The sequence below is a fragment of the Microbacterium terricola genome, assembly GCF_027943945.1.
Lineage (GTDB): Bacteria > Actinomycetota > Actinomycetes > Actinomycetales > Microbacteriaceae > Microbacterium > Microbacterium terricola.
This window is the reverse complement of sequence record NZ_AP027141.1, coordinates 2,251,804-2,270,722: the sequence shown is the minus strand read 5'-3', so window position 1 is coordinate 2,270,722 and position 18,919 is coordinate 2,251,804. Positions and strand designations below refer to the sequence as shown.

The 18,919-nt window shown below is 69.5% G+C and carries 18 protein-coding genes; 10 read left to right on the top strand and 8 right to left on the bottom strand.

Annotated features, from left to right (window positions below; genetic code table 11):
* Positions 1-39: 39 nt before the first annotated feature.
* Positions 40-1,137, top strand: coding sequence for a GTP 3',8-cyclase MoaA (gene moaA / locus Microterr_RS10725; protein WP_263797946.1), 1,098 nt, complete (start codon positions 40-42; stop codon positions 1,135-1,137).
* A 1-nt stretch (position 1,138) separates the two neighbouring features.
* Positions 1,139-2,005, top strand: coding sequence for a formate dehydrogenase accessory sulfurtransferase FdhD (gene fdhD, locus Microterr_RS10720; protein WP_263797947.1), 867 nt, complete (start codon positions 1,139-1,141; stop codon positions 2,003-2,005).
* Here the strand turns inward: fdhD and Microterr_RS10715 are convergent.
* Positions 1,956-2,558: a winged helix-turn-helix transcriptional regulator gene (locus tag Microterr_RS10715; RefSeq protein ID WP_263797948.1), complete on the bottom strand. Its 603-nt coding sequence runs from the start codon at positions 2,556-2,558 to the stop codon at positions 1,956-1,958. The two genes, fdhD and Microterr_RS10715, sit on opposite strands and share 50 nt — an antisense overlap.
* A gap of 169 nt (positions 2,559-2,727) precedes the next feature.
* On the opposite strand from Microterr_RS10715, the gene Microterr_RS10710 reads away from it, so the two are divergent.
* A complete protein-coding gene (locus Microterr_RS10710; RefSeq protein WP_263797949.1) occupies positions 2,728-4,887 on the top strand; it encodes a serine hydrolase in 2,160 nt (719 codons plus the stop codon).
* Positions 4,888-4,896: 9 nt separating this feature from the next.
* Here the strand turns inward: Microterr_RS10710 and Microterr_RS10705 are convergent, their stop codons facing one another.
* Positions 4,897-5,304, bottom strand: coding sequence for a winged helix-turn-helix transcriptional regulator (locus Microterr_RS10705; RefSeq protein WP_318528824.1), 408 nt, complete (start codon positions 5,302-5,304; stop codon positions 4,897-4,899).
* A gap of 102 nt (positions 5,305-5,406) precedes the next feature.
* Here Microterr_RS10705 and Microterr_RS10700 point away from each other — a divergent pair, with 102 nt between their 5' ends.
* Positions 5,407-5,772, top strand: a complete 366-nt coding sequence (locus tag Microterr_RS10700; RefSeq protein WP_263797950.1) for a DoxX family protein — start codon at positions 5,407-5,409, stop codon at positions 5,770-5,772.
* A gap of 43 nt (positions 5,773-5,815) precedes the next feature.
* Here Microterr_RS10700 and Microterr_RS10695 read toward each other — a convergent pair whose 3' ends face one another.
* Entirely contained in the window at positions 5,816-6,844 is a 1,029-nt protein-coding gene (locus tag Microterr_RS10695) for an LLM class flavin-dependent oxidoreductase (RefSeq protein WP_263797951.1), read from the bottom strand.
* 73 nt (positions 6,845-6,917) lie between these two features.
* Positions 6,918-7,586: a TetR family transcriptional regulator gene (locus tag Microterr_RS10690; RefSeq protein ID WP_263797953.1), complete on the bottom strand. Its 669-nt coding sequence runs from the start codon at positions 7,584-7,586 to the stop codon at positions 6,918-6,920.
* A 133-nt stretch (positions 7,587-7,719) separates the two neighbouring features.
* Here Microterr_RS10690 and Microterr_RS10685 point away from each other — a divergent pair, with 133 nt between their 5' ends.
* Positions 7,720-8,733, top strand: coding sequence for an SDR family NAD(P)-dependent oxidoreductase (locus tag Microterr_RS10685; RefSeq protein WP_263797955.1), 1,014 nt, complete (start codon positions 7,720-7,722; stop codon positions 8,731-8,733).
* 60 nt (positions 8,734-8,793) lie between these two features.
* Here Microterr_RS10685 and Microterr_RS10680 read toward each other — a convergent pair whose 3' ends face one another.
* From Microterr_RS10680 to Microterr_RS10665, 4 genes are read right to left on the bottom strand one after another with little or no spacing between them, the layout of a single operon-like run.
* A complete protein-coding gene (locus tag Microterr_RS10680) occupies positions 8,794-9,801 on the bottom strand; it encodes an ABC transporter permease (protein WP_263797957.1) in 1,008 nt (335 codons plus the stop codon).
* Positions 9,794-10,819, bottom strand: a complete 1,026-nt coding sequence (locus Microterr_RS10675) for an ABC transporter permease (protein WP_263797958.1) — start codon at positions 10,817-10,819, stop codon at positions 9,794-9,796. The genes Microterr_RS10680 and Microterr_RS10675 overlap by 8 nt, the downstream gene beginning before the upstream one ends.
* Complete coding sequence (locus Microterr_RS10670) at positions 10,816-12,354, bottom strand: sugar ABC transporter ATP-binding protein (RefSeq protein ID WP_263797959.1); 1,539 nt, start codon at positions 12,352-12,354, stop codon at positions 10,816-10,818. The genes Microterr_RS10675 and Microterr_RS10670 overlap by 4 nt, the downstream gene beginning before the upstream one ends.
* Positions 12,355-12,381: 27 nt before the next feature.
* Positions 12,382-13,467: a substrate-binding domain-containing protein gene (locus tag Microterr_RS10665; protein WP_263797960.1), complete on the bottom strand. Its 1,086-nt coding sequence runs from the start codon at positions 13,465-13,467 to the stop codon at positions 12,382-12,384.
* Positions 13,468-13,699: 232 nt separating this feature from the next.
* Between Microterr_RS10665 and Microterr_RS10660 the strand changes: the two genes are divergently transcribed.
* The 5 genes from Microterr_RS10660 to Microterr_RS10640 are packed head-to-tail and all read left to right on the top strand — an operon-like array spanning position 13,700 to position 18,919.
* Complete coding sequence (locus Microterr_RS10660; protein ID WP_263797961.1) at positions 13,700-14,794, top strand: Gfo/Idh/MocA family protein; 1,095 nt, start codon at positions 13,700-13,702, stop codon at positions 14,792-14,794.
* Between the two features lie 52 nt (positions 14,795-14,846).
* Positions 14,847-15,764, top strand: a complete 918-nt coding sequence (locus tag Microterr_RS10655; protein WP_263797962.1) for a sugar phosphate isomerase/epimerase family protein — start codon at positions 14,847-14,849, stop codon at positions 15,762-15,764.
* Between the two features lie 2 nt (positions 15,765-15,766).
* The gene (locus tag Microterr_RS10650; protein WP_263797963.1) at positions 15,767-16,528 is read left to right on the top strand and encodes an SDR family NAD(P)-dependent oxidoreductase; all 762 of its coding nucleotides are present in this window, start codon (positions 15,767-15,769) and stop codon (positions 16,526-16,528) included.
* Between the two features lie 5 nt (positions 16,529-16,533).
* Positions 16,534-17,664, top strand: a complete 1,131-nt coding sequence (locus Microterr_RS10645; protein WP_263797964.1) for an aldose 1-epimerase family protein — start codon at positions 16,534-16,536, stop codon at positions 17,662-17,664.
* A gap of 37 nt (positions 17,665-17,701) precedes the next feature.
* Positions 17,702-18,919: a CaiB/BaiF CoA transferase family protein gene (locus tag Microterr_RS10640; protein WP_263797965.1), complete on the top strand. Its 1,218-nt coding sequence runs from the start codon at positions 17,702-17,704 to the stop codon at positions 18,917-18,919.

The following is an 18,919-nucleotide window of genomic DNA, read 5'->3' as shown; positions in this document are numbered from 1 at the left end:
CGACCGCCTGTGCCTGCTGGGCGCGGGTAGCCTCGGACCATGGTCGCGATCCCGCTCACCCTCGCCCGCAGGGCGCCGGCGAGCGGAGCCGCGTCCGCCGAGCCGGATGCGACCGCCCGCGGTGCGCTGGTCGACCGCTTCGGTCGCGTGCACCGAGACCTGCGCATCTCGCTGACTGACCGCTGCTCGCTGCGCTGCACCTACTGCATGCCCGAGCAGGGCAACGAGTGGCTGGCGCGCAGCAGCATACTGACCCTCGACGAGATCGTGCGGGTGGCGGGTGCCGCCGCCGCCGCGGGGGTCACCACGTTCCGTCTGACCGGCGGCGAGCCGCTGCTCCGCGCGGACATCGTCGAGGTCGTTCGTCGCCTCGCCGAGATCACCTCCCCGGACGGCGCGCCCGTGCAGATCGCGATGACGACCAACGGCATCCGCCTCCCCGAGTTCCTGCCGGAGCTGAAGGCGGCGGGGCTGCACCGTCTCAACATCTCGATCGACACCCTGCGACGCGACCGCTTCCACGAGCTCACGCGCCGTGACCGGCTCGACGATGTGCTCGAGGGGATCGCGGCGGCAGCGGCATCCGGGCTGCGTCCGCTGAAGCTGAACGCGGTCGCCATGCGCGGCGTCAACGACGACGAGCTCGTCGACCTGGTGGAGTTCGCGATCGCCCACGATGCGCAGATGAGGTTCATCGAGCAGATGCCCCTGGATGCCGGTCACACCTGGGACCGCATGTCGATGGTCACGCGCGACGAGATCCTCGAGGCGCTCGGTGCCCGCTGGGCGCTTGCGCCGGTCCCTGGCCGCGGGGGAGCGCCGGCGGAACGCTGGCTGCTGGATGGCGGGCCCGACACGGTCGGTGTGATCGCGTCGGTGACCGCACCGTTCTGCGGCGACTGCGATCGCCTCCGCCTGACCGCAGACGGGCAGCTGCGCAACTGCCTGTTCTCGACGAGCGAGTACGACCTGCTGCCGACCCTGCGACCGTCACAGGAGGCAGAGACGGAGGCGGAGTCCGGTGACGGGATCGACCGGATGCTGCGCGCCTGCGTGGCCGGCAAGCTCCCCGGGCACGCGATCAACGACCCCTCTTTCCTGCAGCCGGTGCGCGGCATGAACGCCATCGGGGGCTGAGGTGGGGCGCATCACCGCACGCCGTCCGGTCGTGAAGATCACTCTGGGAGTCCCGCCCGCGCGCCGCGCCGACACGCTCGCCGTCGAGGAGCCCCTCGAGATCCGCGTCGCAGGCACCCCGCTCGCGGTGACGATGCGGACGCCGGGCCACGACGTCGAGCTGGCCGCGGGCTTCCTGGTGTCGGAGGGCGTGATCTCGCACGGCGGCCAGTTCCGCACCGCGATCCACTGCGCAGGTCCCGGCGACACCGGCAACACGTACAACGTCCTCGACGTCGCGCTCGCCGCCGGGGTGGCGCTGCCCGACCCGGCATCGGCGCGCAACTTCTACACGACGAGCTCGTGCGGCCTGTGCGGCAAGGCGTCGATCGACGCGGTGCAGACCGTCTCGACGTACGACGTCGCGACCGATCCTGTGACGATCGCGCCCGAGCTGCTGGTCACGTTCCCCGACCTCCTGCGGGCCGAGCAGGCCGCCTTCGACAAGACCGGCGGGCTGCACGCGGCCGCGCTGTTCGACGCCGTCACCGGTGAGCTCGTCGTCGTCCGCGAGGACGTGGGCCGGCACAACGCGGTCGACAAGGTCGTCGGGTGGGCCGTGCTGCACGACCGTCTGCCCCTCAGCGGGCAGGTGCTGATGGTGTCGGGGCGGGCGAGCTTCGAGCTCGTGCAGAAGGCCGTGATGGCCGGCATCCCGATCCTGTCCGCCGTCTCGGCCCCGTCGTCGCTCGCCGTCGAACTGGCCGCGTCGGCCGGGCTCTCGCTCATCGGCTTCCTCCGCGGGGCCTCGATGAACGTCTACGCAGGGTCGGAGCGTCTCATTCCTGCAGTCGCACGGAGCACTGGCTCGGATCGCACGTCGTCCTGAGCTCGGCCACATGCAGCGGGCCGCCCGCCTCGGCGAGGACGCCCTCCATCAGGCCGACGTGCACCGCGCACAGGACCGCGCGGTGCGAGCCGTCGGCCTCGGCGTGCGGGCACGGGGAGAGGTCGATCGTGAGGCCCGCCTCGTCGACGACCGGGTCGAAGCCGGCTCCGGCGAGGTCGTCGACGAGCGCGTCGAGCTGGTGTGCCGCGTCGGCGGGGAGGTGGGCATCTGTCCAGGGCATCACCCGGCGCATGAGGTCACCGCGGCGAGCCGCGTCCGCGGCCTTGCGCCGGGCGATGGGGCTCGACGCGGCCGCACTGCCGGTCGCCGCGCTGTACAGCACTCGTGGCCTCCCGCGGGTGGTGCGGTGTTCGGTCTCGGCGATGACGTAGCCGCCGTCGATGAGCCGCTGGACGTGCTCGCGCACCGTGTTGGCGTGCAGGCCGGTCGCCTTGCAGAGCTCGGGGACGGTGCGCCGCGGCCGAGCCTGCAGCTGCCGCAGGATCTGCACACGGGAGTAGCTCGAGAGGGCGGAGTACGCCGGCCGGGTCATGGTTCGATTATCGCGCCACACCGGATACCGGTCGTGCCCCTGGTGCGGCGGCATGAGGACTTCGTGAAATCCCGGGTGTCACAGGGGGTGCCACCCTGACCGCACGGGTTACCTTCGAAGGACAGTGTGGATACGTCGTCGGAGTGAGAGCAGTCGGTCGCTGACCCGGATGTCAGCGGTCGCGGCCGGTGCCGCCGTCGTCGTGGCGCTGCTGGTCCCCGTGTCCGCCACGGCGGAGGATGCGGGCTCCGCACCGTCTGCGACGTCGTCCGCCACACCATCGGCGACGCCCACCGCCGCTCCCGACGACTCGCCCGCTCCCGACGACTCGCCGACGCCCGCCGACAGCCCGTCGCCCGCGCCGACTCCGAGCGCGTCGCCCGACGTCACGGCCACGCCGGCCCCGACCGCCACGCCGCTCCCGTCTCCGACCGTCGCCCCGCGCGCGGGGACGAAGGATGCGGCAGACGCCGTCACGGCAGCGGCCGCCGTCGTGCCGACCACGTCGCGGATCGGCGACGCCGACGTCTACGCGCGCTCCGCCAGTGCCTCGCGCTCGGCGTTCACCAGCGGGGCGTCGACCGCCGTCGTGGCGCTGGGATCGGCGGAGGTCGGGCCGGCCATCGCCGCCGCGCTCGCCGCCCAGCTCGGCGCGCCGATGCTGTACACGACGTCGACGGCCGTGCCGAGTGCGGTCGTCACCGAGCTCAAGCGCCTGAAGCCGGCGAAGATCATCGTGGTCGCGGGGAGCGGGCACATCCGCTCGGCCGTGTACACGACGCTCGGCGGCATCGCAGGCGTCGAGAAGATGACCGTCGGCTCCCGCTTCACCGGCTCGCGCCTGGTCCTGAGCCGGCTGCCTGGAAAGGTCGACGCGGTCTACCTGACCGGCGCGTCGCTGCGGAGCTACCCGCTCGCCATCGCGGCGGCGGCCGCTACAGGGCGTGCGGCGCTCCTCGTCGACGGGTCGCGGAGTGCCGCGTCGGACTCCACCGTGCGAGCTCTCAAGGCGACGGGGGCGACGCGGATCGTCATCCTGGGCAGCACGGCGTCGGTGGGCTCGTCGTTCTACCGCTCACTGGCCGGCGCCGGCTTCGACGTGGTGCGAAAGAGCTCCGAGACCCTGTACGGACTGTCCGCCGCTGCCGCGAAACAGCACCCCGCGGGGGCCGCGCGCATGATCATGGTGAATCCCTCGAGCCTCGCCGACGCCGCCCTCGGCGGTGCGCTCGCGGGCGCGACCAGACAGCCGATGGCCTACACGGTGTACGCCTGCGTGCAGTCGCAGGTGCAGGCGCAGACCGCCGCCATGAACGCGAAGCCGCTCCCGGTGGGCGCCACCTACTGGCTGACGGCCGCCGTGGCAGCCAACACCTCGTGCACGGTGCAGCGACCGAAGCTCAACGCGTCGCTGACCGCGGCCATCAACGCGACGATCGCGAACCGCGGCGGCAAGTACGCCGTCACGGTCCGCGAAGTGAGCGACACGGGTCAGAGCACATCGATCCGCGGGTCGTCGAGGCTCGAGCCGGCGAGCATGATGAAGCTCTACGCCGCATGGGCGGCGCTGCGACGGGTGCAGACGGGCACCGCATCCCTGTCCACGAAGCTGGCATCCGGGTACACCCTCGGCACGTGTCTGAGGGTCATGATCCACGCCTCCGACAACTACTGCCACGCCGACATCGTGCACTGGTTCGGGATCGGCAACCTCAATCACGCACTGAAACGATGGGGATTCAGCAACTCGACGTACGGCTCCGTACCCAAGGGGGCGAGCGTCCTCTACGCGGGCAACCGCACGACCACGAACGATCTGAGTCGCTTCGTGAAGATGCTGCGCAACGGCGAGCTCGGACTCGACGGGAAGCGGAAGAGCTACCTGCTCGACCTGATGGGCAGCCAGATCTGGACGTCCCGGATCCCGTCGGGCATCCCGGCCGGAGTCAAGCAGCAGAGCAAGCCGGGGGCCCTGTGGATCTCCACCGGACTCCTGCAGGCCGACACGGCGATCGTGTACGGCAAGCGCTCCACCTACGTCCTGTCGATCATCGGCTACGACGACGCGTCGAAGGCCGACCTGGCGGCGATCAGCCGCACCGTGTACACGCACTTCAACGGGTCGTTCGGCAAGGCCAAGGTGTACCCGGCCAAGCAGATGGTGGCCGCGAAGTCCGTCACGATGCGCACCGGACCCGGGGGGAGCTCGGCCGGAACCCTCAAAGCGGGGACCGCCATAGAGATCACCGACGCGCAGCGCATCTGGTACAAGTTCTACTTCGGCTCGCGCCTGCTCTGGGTGGATTCGCGGGCGCTCCGCAACCGCTGACGCGCGACCTCAGCGCGCGTCGTAGGCGGCCCGCGAGGCTTCGATCCGGGGATACTCGCTCGTCGCCCAGTCGGCCAGGGCCGTCGCCACCTGGATCAGCGTCGTGCCGAGCTCGGTGAGCTCGTATTCCACGCGCGGCGGCACCTCGGCGTGCACCGTGCGGGTGATGAGTCCGTCCCGCTCGAGCTGACGCAGGGTGAGGGTGAGCATCCGCTGCGACACCCCCGGGATGTGGCGCTGCAGCTCGCTGAAGCGCAGGCGCTCGCGGCGGAGCGTGCCGATGACCAGCAGCGACCACTTGTCGCCGATCCGGTCGAGCACCTCGCGGATCGCGCGTCCGTCGCCCGCATCGCCCGAACATGAGCCTTCGTAGCTGCTCATGGGTGCGGCGATCGGAGCCGTCTGTCGCGTCGTCATCTGTGCCTCGGTTACTCCCATGTGCCTTTTGCAGAGCGTGCATCCGTCACGCATCATGGGGTTACTAACCAACAGTAACCAACCCCACCGGAAAGAACCACCATGCTGATCGCCCTCTGGATCGTCAACGCCCTGCTCGCCCTCGCGATGATCGCCGCCGGCTCGATGAAGGCCCTCCGCCCGCAGCCGCAGCTGCTGGCCGCGGGAATGGCCTGGACCGAGGACTATGCCCCCGCGAACATCAAGGCGATCGGTGTCGCCGAGGTGATCGGCGGTCTCGGGCTCGTCCTGCCGCTGGCCACCGGCATCCTGCCGATCCTCACGCCCATCGCCGCCGTCTGCCTCGCGGTGCTGATGGCCGGGGCAGTCGTCGTGCACATCCGCCGGAACGAGGCGTTCGCGCCCTCGCTGGTGCTCGGTCTTCTCGCCGTCGTGAGTGCCGCGCTCGGTTTCCTCGTCGTCCTCTGACCTGCCGCCGGGGCGGCGGCATGACGCCGCCCCGTCCCGGCTCCTATGCCCTGGTGCTCTCCCAGCCCAGCGCGGGCGCCACATGGGTCGCGAACGACTCGACGAGCCGGAGGTTGAACTCCACACCGAGCTGGCTGGGGATCGTCAGCATGAGGGTGTCGGCGGACTGGATCGCGGCGTCCTGCAGCAGCTGCTCGACGAGGACGTCCGGTTCGGCGGCATAGGTCTTGCCGAAGGTGGACCGGAAGCCGTCGATGTAGCCGATGCCGTCGCCTTCGCCGCTGCGGCCGAAGTACAGCCGGTCCTCGTCCGTCGTGATCGGGAAGATCGAGCGGCTCACGGAGGTGCGCGGCTCGCCCTGGTGCCCCGCCTCGCGCCACGCCGCGCGGAACGCGTCGAGCTGTTCGGCCTGCAGGATGTCGAACGGCTGACCCGTCGCCTCGGTGAGCAGCGTCGACGACATCAGGTTCACGCCGACACGCCCCGCCCACTCGGCGGACTCGCGGTTGCCGGCGCCCCACCACACGCGCGACCGCAGTCCGGGGGAGTGCGGCTCGATGCGCGCGCGACCGGCCACCCCGCCGAACGGGCTGCTCGGATCGCCGTCGGCCATCCCCTCCCCGTCGATCGCCCGCAGGAACGTGTCGAAGTGGGCACGAGCGAGGTCGGCGCCGCGCGGATCGACGGCGCCGGTGTAGCCGAAGGTCTCGTAGCCGCGCACCACGGTCTCGGGTGAACCGCGGCTCACGCCGAGAGCGAGACGACCGTCGCTGAGCAGATCGACCGCCGCCGCCTCCTCGGCGAGGTACAGCGGATTCTCGTAGCGCATGTCGATCACGCCTGTGCCCATCTCGATGCGCTCGGTGGTCGCGGCGATCGCCGCGAGCAGCGGCATCGGCGACGCCTGCTGGCGAGCGAAGTGGTGCACGCGGAAGTAGATCCCGTTGGCGCCCAGGTCGTCCATCCCCTGGGCGAGGTCGACCGCCTGGCGCAGCGAGTCGCCCGCCGTCAGCTGCCGGCCGCCGCCGAGGGGTCCGTAGTGGCCGAATGAAAGGGTGCCGAAACGTCGCATGCTGGCGTCAACGCCCGGCGCGCGGCGGCCATTCCGCTGCATCGATGCCGTCGGATGCCGTCGGTTGCCGTCGTCAGGGCAGCAGCCGCTCCATGGCGGCGACGAAGGCGTCGACGTCGAAGTCGAACTGAGCGTCGCCGTAGTTGTCGACGCGCGCGTCCACGAGGCCGCGGATCGCTCCGTACTCCCCGTCGGCCGATGCGAGCGCCGTGCGCAGCTCCTCGATCTGGGGGTGCACGCCGCCCTCGTGGGCCGCGGTGATCGCGTCGCGCGCATAGCCCGTGCAGATCGAGAAGAGCAGGTGCATGCCGCGGCTGACGGTGATCGCATCGAAGCCGGCGGCGAGCATGCGTGCCGCGACGACCTCGGCGGGCCCGACCACGGCGAGGTCGCGGGGCGAGGTGAAGCGGAAGTAGGGCACCCACTCGCCGGTCTCGAGGATGCTGCGGCACAGTGCGCCGGCGTAGGCCCGGCTCGCCTGCTGCCAGGTCTCGCCGAGGTCGAGCTCGATGGCGGCGAAGCGCTGCTGGAACGCATCGATCGCCAGCATCTCGAGCAGGCTCTCGCGATCGGTCACGTGATAGTTGAGCGCCTTGCGGTCCACGCCGAGCTCGGTCGCGATCGCCTGCATGGTCAGCGCGGCCGGGTCGAGGCCGCGGGCGGCGCGGATGATCTGATCGCGATCGAGGCCCGCGCTCGAGCCGCGTCCGCGCCGGGGTCCATCGCTGTCAGACGTGGCCATCGCGCGCCTCCGATTCCGGCTGTTGATCATCCGTCGACTCGAGCATAGGATTTCCCACGCGGGAATAGGAATTCCCGCATGGGAATTGAGTCCACGGAGGCCCGCCCGAGGGCCGGTGGATGAAGGGAATCACATGTCGGAGAACAAGGTGCTGACCGCGGCCAGCTCGATCGGCGACTGGCTCGAGAGCCCGGTCGGCGGCGATCTGGTGCGAGGTCTGCTCGCGCAGTCCGGAGCGACCGAGGAGACGCTCGCGCCGATCAAGGGGCTGCCGCTGCAGCAGTTGGTCGCGCTCAGCCAGGGACAGCTGCCGCAGTCGGTCATCGATGACCTCGTGCGTGCCGCGAACGGCGGCGAGCTGCCGGAGGAGACCGAGAGCAGCGCGTGGGCCGAGAAGGTCACCGGAGGCCGCTTCGCCGGCAAGACGGTCATCGTCACCGGTGCCGCGTCCGGCATCGGCCGCGCCACCGCTTCCCGCGTCGCCCGCGAGGGCGGCCGCGTCGTCGCCGTCGACGTGTCGGCGGAGAAGCTCGCGGAGCTCCAGGCGTCGCTGCCGGACGCCGATGTCGTGACCGTGGCCGGCGACATCACGAAGCAGGAGTCGATCGACGAGATCGTCGCAGCGGCAGGGGAGCGCATCGACGCGCTCGCCAACGTGGCCGGCATCAACGACGACTTCTCGCCGCTGGCCGAGACCAGCGACGCGACGTGGGACCGCGTCATCGCAGTGAACCTCACTGGCGCGTTCAAGCTCAGCCGTGCGGTGCTGCCCGTGATGGTCGAGGCAGGCAAGGGCGCGATCGTCAATGTCGCGAGCGAGGCCGGTCTGCGTGGCAACGCCTCCGGCAACGCCTACACGGTGTCCAAGCACGGCGTGGTCGGCCTCACCAAGAGCGCCGCGTTCATGTACGGACCCGCGGGCATCCGCGTCAACGCGGTGGCGCCCGGTGGCGTGGCCACCGGCATCCCCTTCCCGCCGCACGTGTCGGAGGCCGGCCAGGCGCGTCTGCAGCCGTTCCAGTCGCAGATCCCGTCTGTCGCCACCGCCGAGCAGCTGGCGGCGTCGATCACGTTCCTGCTGTCGGATGACGGCGTGAACATCAACGGCGCGATCCTCGCCAGCGACGGCGGGTGGTCGGTCCAGTAGGACGACCGACCGCGGGCGGATCCTCGTCACCCCCCGGACGAGGATCCGCCCGCTATCCGGCTAGGTTCGATCGCGACCGTAGGCAGCCAGGACGGCAAGGATGATCAGCCCGTAGATCAGGTTCTGCATCGTCGCGCCGAGGTTGAAGACGGCCACCAGGGTCGCGACCTGCCCGAGTACGAGGGCGCCGACGAACGTGCCCACCATCGAGCCGCGTCCGCCGAACATCGAAGCGCCGCCGACGATGACGGCCGCCACCGAGCCGAGCAGATAGCTGTTGCCCATCGTGGTCTCGGCCTGGGAGTAGTAGCCGACGATCACGATCCCCGCGAATGCGGCGAGCAGCCCCGACAGGGCGTAGCCGGAGATGCGGATGCGGGCGACCGGCTGGCCCGCCAGGCGCGCGGCATCCTCCCGTGATCCCACGAGGAACAATGACCGTCCCCAGCCGGTGTAGCTGAGTACGGCCTGCAGCAGCAGCATCAGCAGCAGTGCCATCGGGAGCACGATCGCGATCTGAAGGCCGGCCAGGTCGACGCGAGCGGACGTGAACGAGGTCACGAGGTCGGGCACGACCGTCAGCTCGGACAGGGGGAAGTTCAGGAGCACCACGCCGAAGAGCAGCCCGTTCATCGCGATGGTCGTCACAATCGGCGTGAGGCCGACCTTGGCGACGATCACACCGTTGACGATGCCGATGACCAGACCGCCGGCGAGCGCGAGCAGGAGGGCGATCACTGGTCCGAACGAGGCGTTCCAGGTCAGGAAGCCCAGTGCGGCGAACGCGATGGTGTTCGGCACCGACAGGTCGATGCCGCCCTGGATGACCGCGATCGTCTGCCCGTACGACGCGACCGCGAGGATCGCGGCGAACGTCGCCGTGCTGATGAGTCCCGGGAGTGTGAACAGCGACGGGCGCAGCAGCCCGCCGATGACGAACAGTGCGATGAAGATCGCAATGCCCCATCCAGCTCGCGGCATCCTCGAGACCAGGCGGGCCAACCCGCTCTGGGCGGAAGGCGAGCCCTCGGTCGCGTCCTCCGCGACGACGGTCTGCGTGTCACTCATGGTGCCCCCTTCGAAGCGCCGACTGCTGGATGACGAACTGTCCGACGCGCGGAATCACCACGACGGCGAGGATGATCAGCGCGCTGATCACGTACTGCCAGTACGAGTTGATGCCGGCGAAGAACAGCAGGTTGCCCACCATGCCGAGGACGGCGGCGGCCAGGACCGTGCCGAGGATGCTGCCGCGCCCGCCGGCGAAGGCGGCACCGGACAGTGCGACCACGGCGATCGAGTTGAGCAGGTACGGGTCGCCGCTGCGCGGGTCACCGGTGAGCGTCGATCCGGCCAGGAGTACGGCGCCGAGCGAGACGATCCCGCCGGAGACCATGAAGGTCACCAGGATGGTCAGCCGCGGCTTCAGCCCCGCGGACTGCACAGCGGCCCGGCCCGAGCCGACACCGTAGACCTGCCGCCCGAACGCGGTGCGCTGGAGGAAGAGCCACAGGCCCGTGGCGATCAGCGCCACCCACACCAGTGCGATCGGCACGAACGGAACCAGCTCGCCGCTGGTGACCTGGTAGATCTCGCTGCTGAGAGCACCGCCAGGGCGGTCGAGGATCTGTCGCGCGAGAGCCGCGTAGATGAAGGCGGTGGCCAGGGTGACGGCTATGGCGGGCAGGTTGACGTACGCGACCAGCACGCCATTGATCGCGCCGCAGAGCACGCCGACGGCGATGCAGGCCAGGAGCGCCCCCGGTGCGGAGAGGCCCGCGATCTGAGTCGCGAAGACGACGTTGCACAGGCTCGTGATCGCTCCGATGGAGATATCGATGCCGCCGATCAGCACGATCAGCAGCTGCCCGAGCGCGATGAGGGCGAGCGGGGCGATCAGGTTCGCGGCGGACTGGAGCTGGAACCGGGTGAGCAGGCCGGGGTTGACGGCGAGGTACACGCCGAAGAACACCACGAAGGCGAGCACGGGAGCCAGTGCCCCGTCATAGCGCATGCGCCGCGTGCCGGAGCGGATGGGCCCGACTCTCGGCATCGGTGCGGGGATGGTGGTGGTCGTGGGGCTCATGCGGTTCCCACCGCCGCTCCGACGATCGCGTCAGGGGTGATCTGCTCGCCCTCCAGCACGCGGGCGACGCGCCCACGGTAGAGCACGGCGACCCGGTGGCACATGTGCACGAGCTCCTCCACTTCCGTTGAGAACCAGATGATCGCAACCCCCGATGCGGCGAGCTCGAGCATCGCCTGGTACAGCTCCTGCTTCGCCCGCACGTCGATGCCGCGGGTGGGATCGTGCAGCAGGAGGACGGAGCGTTCGCGGTCGATCCAGCGGCCGAACACCACCTTCTGCTGGTTGCCGCCGGACAGGGAGCCGACCGGCTCGTCCGGTCCACGGGTGCGAACGCTCAGGCCGCCGAGCACGCGTTCGATCCACGGGCGCTCCCGACGCAGCTGCAGCTGCCCGCCGGCCGCGACCGGCCGGAGCCAGGGCGCCAGCAGGTTCTCGCCGACGCTCAGCGCGAGCGCGAGGCCTTCGGTCTTGCGGTCCTCGGGAACGAAGCCGACACCGCGCCGGACCGCACGCGGGGGAGTGAGGCGACGCACCGGCTTGCCGCCCACGCTCCACTGGTCGGCGACGGCCGGGGCCGCGCCGAACAGGCAGCGCAGCAGCTCGGTCTGACCCTGGCCCTGCAGCCCGCCGATCCCGACGATCTCGCCGCGGCGGGCGACCAGGTCGACGCCGACCAGGCCCTCGGAGCGCAGGCCGCGTACGTCGAGCACCGCCGGTGCGTCGGCGGCGGGGGCCGGTGGAGCATCGGGGAAGTGGCGCCGCGCGGTGCGGCCGGCCATGAGGGAGACGAGGTCATCGTCTGACCAGGACCCGCGTGAGAACTCGCCGACGGACGCACCGTCGCGGAGCACCGTTCCGCGGTCGGCGATCTCGGAGATCTCGCCGAGGCGATGTGAGACATAGATGATGCCGACGCCTTGGGCGGTGAGCTCGCGAATCCGTTCGAAGAGCCACTCGACCCCCACGGGACTCAACGCCGACGAGGCTTCATCGAGGATGAGCAATCTCGGGTCGGCCGAGATGGCTCGCACGATCTCGATGACCTGGCGGTCGGCCAGGCGCAGATCGCCGACCACCGCCGCCGGGTTCAGATGGGTCACGTCCAACGTCGTGAGCAGCCGCTCGGCGTCTTCCCGCGACGAGCGCTGTGAGAACATCCCGCGTCCGCGCCGCTCTGGCAGGAGCAGGTTCTCCGCGATCGTCCAGTCCGGCACGAGCGCGAGCTCCTGGAAGGCGCAGGCGACGCCCCGTTCGCGCGCCTGGGCGATCGAGCCGACGGCGAAGGGCTCGCCGTTCAAGGTGATCGCCCCGCTGGTCGGCTCGGTCGCTCCCGCGAGGATGCGCGACACCGTGCTCTTGCCGGCACCGTTCTCGCCCACCAGGGCGAGCACCTCTCCCGGCAGGCAGGTGAAGCTCGCGCCCTCCAGGGCGCGCACGGCGCCATACCTCTTGGTCAGATCGGAGGCCACCAGCAGTGGCTCCGTCCGGAGCACCGCGTCTGGCGCGGTGCTCCGGATGGTCAGGTTGTCCACAGCGTCTCCTCGGACGTCGGTGCGCGATTACTTCTGGTAGAAGGCGAGCACTTCGTCCACGGTCAGGTCGAGACCGGGGAAGTCGTAGCCGAGCTGGAAGTTGTCGGCCTGATCCGGCAGGCAGTAGTCCGCCGCGTTGTCCACGGTGATCTCCAGCGGCGGGAAGAGCTGCTCCTGCGGAACGTCCTCGCCCTCGAGGAGCGCGACGGCCTGCTCGAGGCCCTTCGCGTAGATCGCGGGCTGGCCGAACACCATGTTGCCGACGAGGCCGTCATCGGCGTACTCGACGAGCGTGCACGCCTCGCCGTTGTAGCCCGAGCCGCCGACCACGGGAACGAAGTCGATACCCGCATCCGCGAACGCGGCCGGAATGCCCTGCCCGCCGGTGAGGAAGGAGTAGACGCCGCCGACATCCGGGTTGGACTGCAGGATCTGCGCCATCGCCTTCTGTGCGTCGGCCTCGTTCCAGCCGTTGGTGCCGCGTGCCACGATGTTCGCACCGCCGGAGGTGAGGATCTCCTCGACGCCGGGCATCGAGCCGTCATTCAGCGGCACGCCGGCGAGGCCCTCGAGGACGGCGACGTCCTTGTTGTCGCCGAGCTGCCCGACGAGCCACTCCGCGCCGACGGTTCCGGCATTCGCCCAGTCCGTGGACACGACGTACACGTAGTCGTTGTCGTACGGTCCACCGTTCGCGAAGACCGGGATGCCGGCTGCCTCGGCCTGGGCGATCGCGGCGTCCGCGCCGGTCGCCGATGCGGGATCGAACAGGATGGCGTCGACGCCCTCCGCGATCAGGTTCTGGATGGCGGCGTTCTGCTGGGCCGCGTCGTTGTCGTTCGTGCGGACGATCTTCACCTCGACCTTGTCTTTGTACTCCGGGCGGGCGGCCAGGGCCTGCAGCGAAGCGAGGCCCATCTCACGCCAGGCCTGGCCGCCGAGCGGCTGCTGGAACCCGATCACGAACTTCTCGGGCTCTGCGCCGCCGGACTCGGTGCCGCCGGTGTTGTCTGCGGGTGCCGACGTGCACCCGCTCAGAAGGGTGACGGTGAGGGCCGTGACGGCGATGGCTGCCGCTGCGACACCCCGGTTTCGGGTGCGTGATGACTGCATTTCTTCTCCTTTGAATATGCGTCCGACCGTGCGTCCGGCCGATTCGCCGCCGACATCGGCTGGCTGTGCGTTCGCCTCTCCGCTGTGTGTTGACGAATGCTGCGAGGGACATTACCGTAACTTTGACAGCGCTGCCAGTAGCGCTATCAAAACGGGCTAGGATCGACAGTGAAGCCACTGCCGGCAGGAACTTCCGGATCGCAGAGTCGCGAGGAAAGGACAACGAACCACCATGGGTTCAGCAGCAGCGAAGACCTTCGCACCTGACGTGGAGGTCAGGGAGTCGGGCTACCGGATCGGAGCCATCGGCGCGGGGATGATCATGGCCGACGTGCACCTCGAGGCCTACCGTGAAGCGGGATTCACCGTGGCGGCGATCGCGTCCCGCACCGAGTCGAAGGCACGCGCGCTCGCCGAGCGGTACAGCATCCCCACCGTCCACGCGACGCCGCTGGAGCTGATCGCCGACACGGACATCGACATCATCGACATCGCCTTCCCGCCCGACCAGCAGCCCGCGCTCATCCGGGCGGCGCTCGCTCAGGACCACGTCAAGGGGATCCTCGCGCAGAAGCCGCTCGCCCTGACGCTGGAAGAGGCAGCGGCCCTGCGCGATGAGGCCGCCGCGGCCGGCAAGGTGCTCTCGGTCAACCAGAACATGCGGTTCGACCAGTCCATCCGCGTGCTCCGCCAGATCCTCGACGGCGGGGAGTTGGGCGAAGTCGTGTTCGCGACCATCAACATGCACGCGATCCCGCACTGGCAGACGTTCCTGGAGGGGTACGACCGGCTCACCCTCGCGAACATGAGCGTGCACCACCTCGATGCGCTGCGGTTCCTCTTCGGCGAGCCTGAGGAGATCTACACCGCGACGCGTACCGACCCGCGCACCGAGTTCGCCCACGAGGACGGCATCGTCGTCTCCACGCTGAGGTTCCGCTCGGGCGTGCTGGCGATGTCGGTCGAGGATGTCTGGTCGGGTCCCCGTGAGGAGGGATTCGACTCCGACGTGTCGATCACCTGGCGCGTCGAAGGCACGCAGGGCGTGGCGAAGGGCACGATCGGCTGGCCCACCGGCGAGCCGTCCACGCTGACCTACGCCTCCACGCTCACCACCGACGGTGCCTGGGTGAGCCCGACCTGGGAGACGCACTGGTTCCCGCACGCCTTCATCGGCGTGATGGAACAGCTGCAGTACGCGCTCGCGACCGGCACCGAGCCCGAGCTCACCGTGGCAGACAACGTCCGGACGATCGCCCTGATCGAGGCCGGCTACCGCTCGATCGCCGAGCATCGCCCGGTGCGCATCGACGAGATCTCCGTCTGACCCTCGACCCACACCCTTCCGACGAACCACCCACTGCAAAGGAGCAAGACCAATGATTCAAGTCGGCATCTTCTCGGGATACTTCCCGTACGACCTCGAGACGACCGCGCGCAAGATCCGCGACCTCGGGTTCAACACCGTGCAGCTCGATCTGCACTTCACCGACATCGACCTGAGTGCCGGGCAGATCACCGCGGAGAAGGCCAAGCGCGTGCGCGACACGTTCCGTGCGCATGACCTGCCGATCTGCGCCATCTCGGGCTACACGAACATCGTGCACCCCGACCTGGACGAGCGCGCGCGCCGTGTCGACTACCTGAAGGAGATCATCCGCAATGCCCGCGCGTTCGGCACACCGTACGTGATCTCGGAGTCGGGCACCTTCAACGCCGAGAGCGACTGGGTGCACGACGACAAGAACAAGACGGCTGAGGGATACGACACCGCCCTGGCCGTCCTCGACGACCTGCGTCAGACGGCGTTCGATCACGGCGCGACCTTCCTCCTGGAGACGTACGTCAACAACGTCATCGGCTCGCTCGAGGAGACCGAGCGCGTGTTCGCAGACCTCGCAGGAAAGCCGGGCATCGAGCTTCTGATGGACCCGACGAACTACTTCGAGACGCACAACATCGACAAGCAGCAGGAAGTGCTCGGCGCTGTCTTCGACAGCCTTGCCGACCGCGTCCGGATCGCCCACGCCAAGGACGTGAAGCGCTCGGGCGATGACAAGAGCGAGAAGCACGCCGACATCGGCGACGCCGACGCGCTCGAATCGCACACCTTCCGCGGCGTCGGCGAGATCGAGCTGCCGGCCGCCGGCCTCGGCTCGCTCGACTACGAGTTCTACGTGCGCCGCCTGGCGGAGAAGAGCCCGAACGTGCCGCTGATCATCGAGCACCTCGACGAGAGCGACGTGCCGCGTGCGAAGAAGTTCGTCGACGACATCCTGACGAAGGTGGGTGTCTGACGATGACGACGAACCCGTCGGCACCCCGCGGTTCCGCCCTGGTCACAGGGGCCGGAGGTGCACTCGGCCGCGCCATCGCGCTGCGGCTGGGTGCCGACGGGTTCTCCATCGGCGTTCTCGGTCGCGAGGGTGACCTGCTGCGCGAGACCGCGGGTCTGCTCGATGCCGAGGGCATCCCGCACCGCGTGCTCGCCGTCGACCTCCGCGACGGTGCCGCGATCGAGGCGGCGCTGACCGAGACGGAGACCGAGCTCGGCCCGCTCACGGCCCTCGTGAACAACGCGGCGATCTACCCCGCGACGCCGTTCCTCGAGATCTCGCAGGACGAGTACGAGGACGTCGTCCGGGTGAACCAGACCGCCTACTTCCTCGCCGCGCAGGGTGCGGCGCGACGGATGGCCGATCGAGGCGCCGGTTCGATCGTGAACATCGGGTCGATCACGTTCCACGGCGGCTGGGCGAACCTCGCGAGCTACGTGTCGACCAAGGGGGCGTCGGTGGGTCTGACCCGCGCGCTCGCGCGTGAGCTCGGAGCATCCGGGGTCCGCGTCAACGGCGTCTCGCCTGGCGCCTTCCCCACCAAGGCCGAGGAGATCCATGAGAACCCGGCCGAATACAACCAATTCGTGATCGACCGCCAGTCGATCAAGCGTCGGGGGACCGACGCCGAACTCGCCGCAGTCGTGTCGTTCCTCGTCGGTCCGGATGCCGCATTCGTCACCGGACAGACGATCAACGTCGACGGCGGCTGGATCATGGAGTGAACCTGATGGCATCGCAGCCGACACCGCCGACCACCGCCGACCTCCGTCGCCGTACCGGAGATCTCGCCGCCTTCGCCGGCGTGCAGGAGGTCGTGCTCAAGAACGGGCGGGAAGAGGGGGTGCGCGCGCTCATCCTGCGCAACGCGGTCGGCCTCGAGATCGAAGTGCTCATCGACCGTGCCTTCGATCTGGGTGGGGCCAGGTTCCGCGGGGTGCCGTTCGGCTGGCGCAGCGGCAACGGGTTCCGTCATCCCGGCTTGCATGAGTCAGACGCCGAGGACGGACTGTCCTGGCTCCGCGCCCTCGACGGTCTGCTCGTCACGGGCGGGCTCGATCATGCGCTCTTCGGCGGCGAGTACGACGCGACCCACTACGCGTATCCGCCCAAGCAGACCGTGCGCCACGGGCTGCACGGCCGACTCACGGCTATTCCGGCCCGTCTGCTGCGGGTCGAGGAGGACTGGCAAGAGAGTGGCGGCACGCTCCGCGTCGTGGGCGAAGTGATCCAGGCGACCTCCTTCGGTGAGCACCTACGGCTGACCCGGACCATCGAGATCGACATGTTCGGCGCCACGGTCCGCGTGCGCGACGTCGTCGACAACCTCGGCTTCGAGCCGACCCCGCACATGTTCCTGTACCACCTCAACATCGGCTATCCCTTTGTCGACGAGGGCACCGTGCTCGTCGCGCCGATCACCGAGCACATCTGGGCGTCGGAGTCGACGATGCAGCAGGGCGTGACCTACGACACCCTTCCCGCGCCGGTCGACGGCTTCGTCGAGCAGGTGTGGGAGCACGGACTCGTCGCGGGGACGGACGGGCGGCACCGCGTGGCATTGCATGCGTCCGACGGCGCGCGCGGCATCGAGGTGTCATGGGATGCGGCCGCCCAGCCGTACTTCTTCGAGTGGCAGAACCTGCGCGCGGGTCAATACGCGGTCGGCCTCGAACCGTCGAGCACCCCGGTCACCGGCGAGTCCGCGGCACGCGAGAACGGGAGTCTCACGTGGCTCGCCCACGGAGAATCCCGTTCCTACGACATGACCATCCAGCTGCTCGACGGTGAGCAGGATGTCAGCGCCTCGGGCGCCCGCATCCGCGGCATCGGCGGTCAGCCCGCCGGTGCCGCGTCCTGAGCACTCCACCCACTGCGACCCCTGATCGGACGATGACATGACCGAACCCCGACCCGCTGCCCCGGGCATTCTGAGCGGCTACCGCGTGCTGGACTGCTCCATCGCGATGGCAGGACCGTTCGCGGGACAGCGTCTCGGCGATCTCGGCGCCGACGTGATCAAGGTCGAGCCGACCGGAGGCGAGTGGCAGCGGCACGCTGCGGCCGGCGGAGCGAAGGGCAACAAGATCAACGTCTCGTTCCTCTCGCTCAACCGGAACAAGCGCTCGCTGGCGGTCGACCTCAAGGCGCCGGAGGGTCGCGAGCTGCTCTACCGGCTGGTGGCCGAGTCGGACGTCTTCCTCCAGAACTACCGGCCGGGGGTCGCGGCCCGTCTCGGAGTCGACTACGAATCGCTGCGCGAGATCAATCCCGGGCTCGTCTACGTCTCGATCTCGGGGTACGGCGAGGACGGCCCATACCGTGATCGACCCGGCCAGGACCTCCTGCTGCAGGCGCTCAGTGGCGCGATGCTCTCGGCCGGCGCGGAAGGCTCGCCGCCTCAGGCGGCCGGGCAGTACCTCGTCGACGCGGTGACGGCGTCCACGGCCTTCGAAGCGGTGCTGGCGGCGCTGCTGCATCGGGAGCGCACCGGCGAAGGCCAGCAGGTCACCGTCAACATGCTCGACGTGATCACCACGTTGCAGATGCAGGAGATCTCGGTCTTCACAATGGGCAACGTGCCGCAGGAGCGCAGCGAGCAGCCCCACGCGCACGTCTACATCCGCGCGCCGTATGGCGCCTTCGCGACGGCGGACGGCTACCTCGCGCTCGCGATGCCGCACATGCCCACGCTGGGTGAGCTCATCGATGAGCCGTCGTTCGCCGACATGGACGGAGAGGTGGACGGCTGGACGCGCCGTGACGAGATCTACGTCGCGGTCGCCGACAAGCTGCGGACGCGCACCACCGCCGAGTGGCTCGAGCTCATGCAGCCGGCAGGGCTCTGGGTGGCCCCGGTCTACTCGTACGCGGACCTCGTCGACGACGAGCAGATCGCCCACAACGGCACGCTGGTCGAATACGAGCACCCCACAGAGGGCGTCGTGAAGACCCCCGGATTCCCCTATCGCTTCTCGCGGACTCCCGCGCGGATCGATCGAGGCGCGCCGCAGACCGGCGAGCATACGCGCGAGATCCTGCACGGGCTCGGTCTCGTGGACGACGAGGTCGCCGGCCTGCTCGCCGCAGGCGTCGTCGCCTCCACCGAGGCGTGA

Bases quoted from the DNA above. Each gene is read 5' to 3' on its own strand.
- Microterr_RS10705 (WP_318528824.1), bottom strand. From the start codon at position 5,304: ATGACGACGCGACAGACGGCTCCGATCGCCGCACCCATGAGCAGCTAC.
- Microterr_RS10685 (WP_263797955.1), top strand. From the start codon at position 7,720: ATGTCGGAGAACAAGGTGCTGACCGCGGCCAGCTCGATCGGCGACTGG.
- moaA (WP_263797946.1), top strand. From the start codon at position 40: ATGGTCGCGATCCCGCTCACCCTCGCCCGCAGGGCGCCGGCGAGCGGA.
- Microterr_RS10680 (WP_263797957.1), bottom strand. From the start codon at position 9,801: ATGAGTGACACGCAGACCGTCGTCGCGGAGGACGCGACCGAGGGCTCG.
- Microterr_RS10700 (WP_263797950.1), top strand. From the start codon at position 5,407: ATGCTGATCGCCCTCTGGATCGTCAACGCCCTGCTCGCCCTCGCGATG.
- Microterr_RS10710 (WP_263797949.1), top strand. From the start codon at position 2,728: ATGTCAGCGGTCGCGGCCGGTGCCGCCGTCGTCGTGGCGCTGCTGGTC.
- Microterr_RS10650 (WP_263797963.1), top strand. From the start codon at position 15,767: ATGACGACGAACCCGTCGGCACCCCGCGGTTCCGCCCTGGTCACAGGG.
- Microterr_RS10660 (WP_263797961.1), top strand. From the start codon at position 13,700: ATGGGTTCAGCAGCAGCGAAGACCTTCGCACCTGACGTGGAGGTCAGG.
- Microterr_RS10645 (WP_263797964.1), top strand. From the start codon at position 16,534: ATGGCATCGCAGCCGACACCGCCGACCACCGCCGACCTCCGTCGCCGT.
- Microterr_RS10665 (WP_263797960.1), bottom strand. From the start codon at position 13,467: ATGCAGTCATCACGCACCCGAAACCGGGGTGTCGCAGCGGCAGCCATC.
- Microterr_RS10640 (WP_263797965.1), top strand. From the start codon at position 17,702: ATGACCGAACCCCGACCCGCTGCCCCGGGCATTCTGAGCGGCTACCGC.
- Microterr_RS10715 (WP_263797948.1), bottom strand. From the start codon at position 2,558: ATGACCCGGCCGGCGTACTCCGCCCTCTCGAGCTACTCCCGTGTGCAG.
- Microterr_RS10675 (WP_263797958.1), bottom strand. From the start codon at position 10,819: ATGAGCCCCACGACCACCACCATCCCCGCACCGATGCCGAGAGTCGGG.
- Microterr_RS10690 (WP_263797953.1), bottom strand. From the start codon at position 7,586: ATGGCCACGTCTGACAGCGATGGACCCCGGCGCGGACGCGGCTCGAGC.
- Microterr_RS10655 (WP_263797962.1), top strand. From the start codon at position 14,847: ATGATTCAAGTCGGCATCTTCTCGGGATACTTCCCGTACGACCTCGAG.
- Microterr_RS10695 (WP_263797951.1), bottom strand. From the start codon at position 6,844: ATGCGACGTTTCGGCACCCTTTCATTCGGCCACTACGGACCCCTCGGC.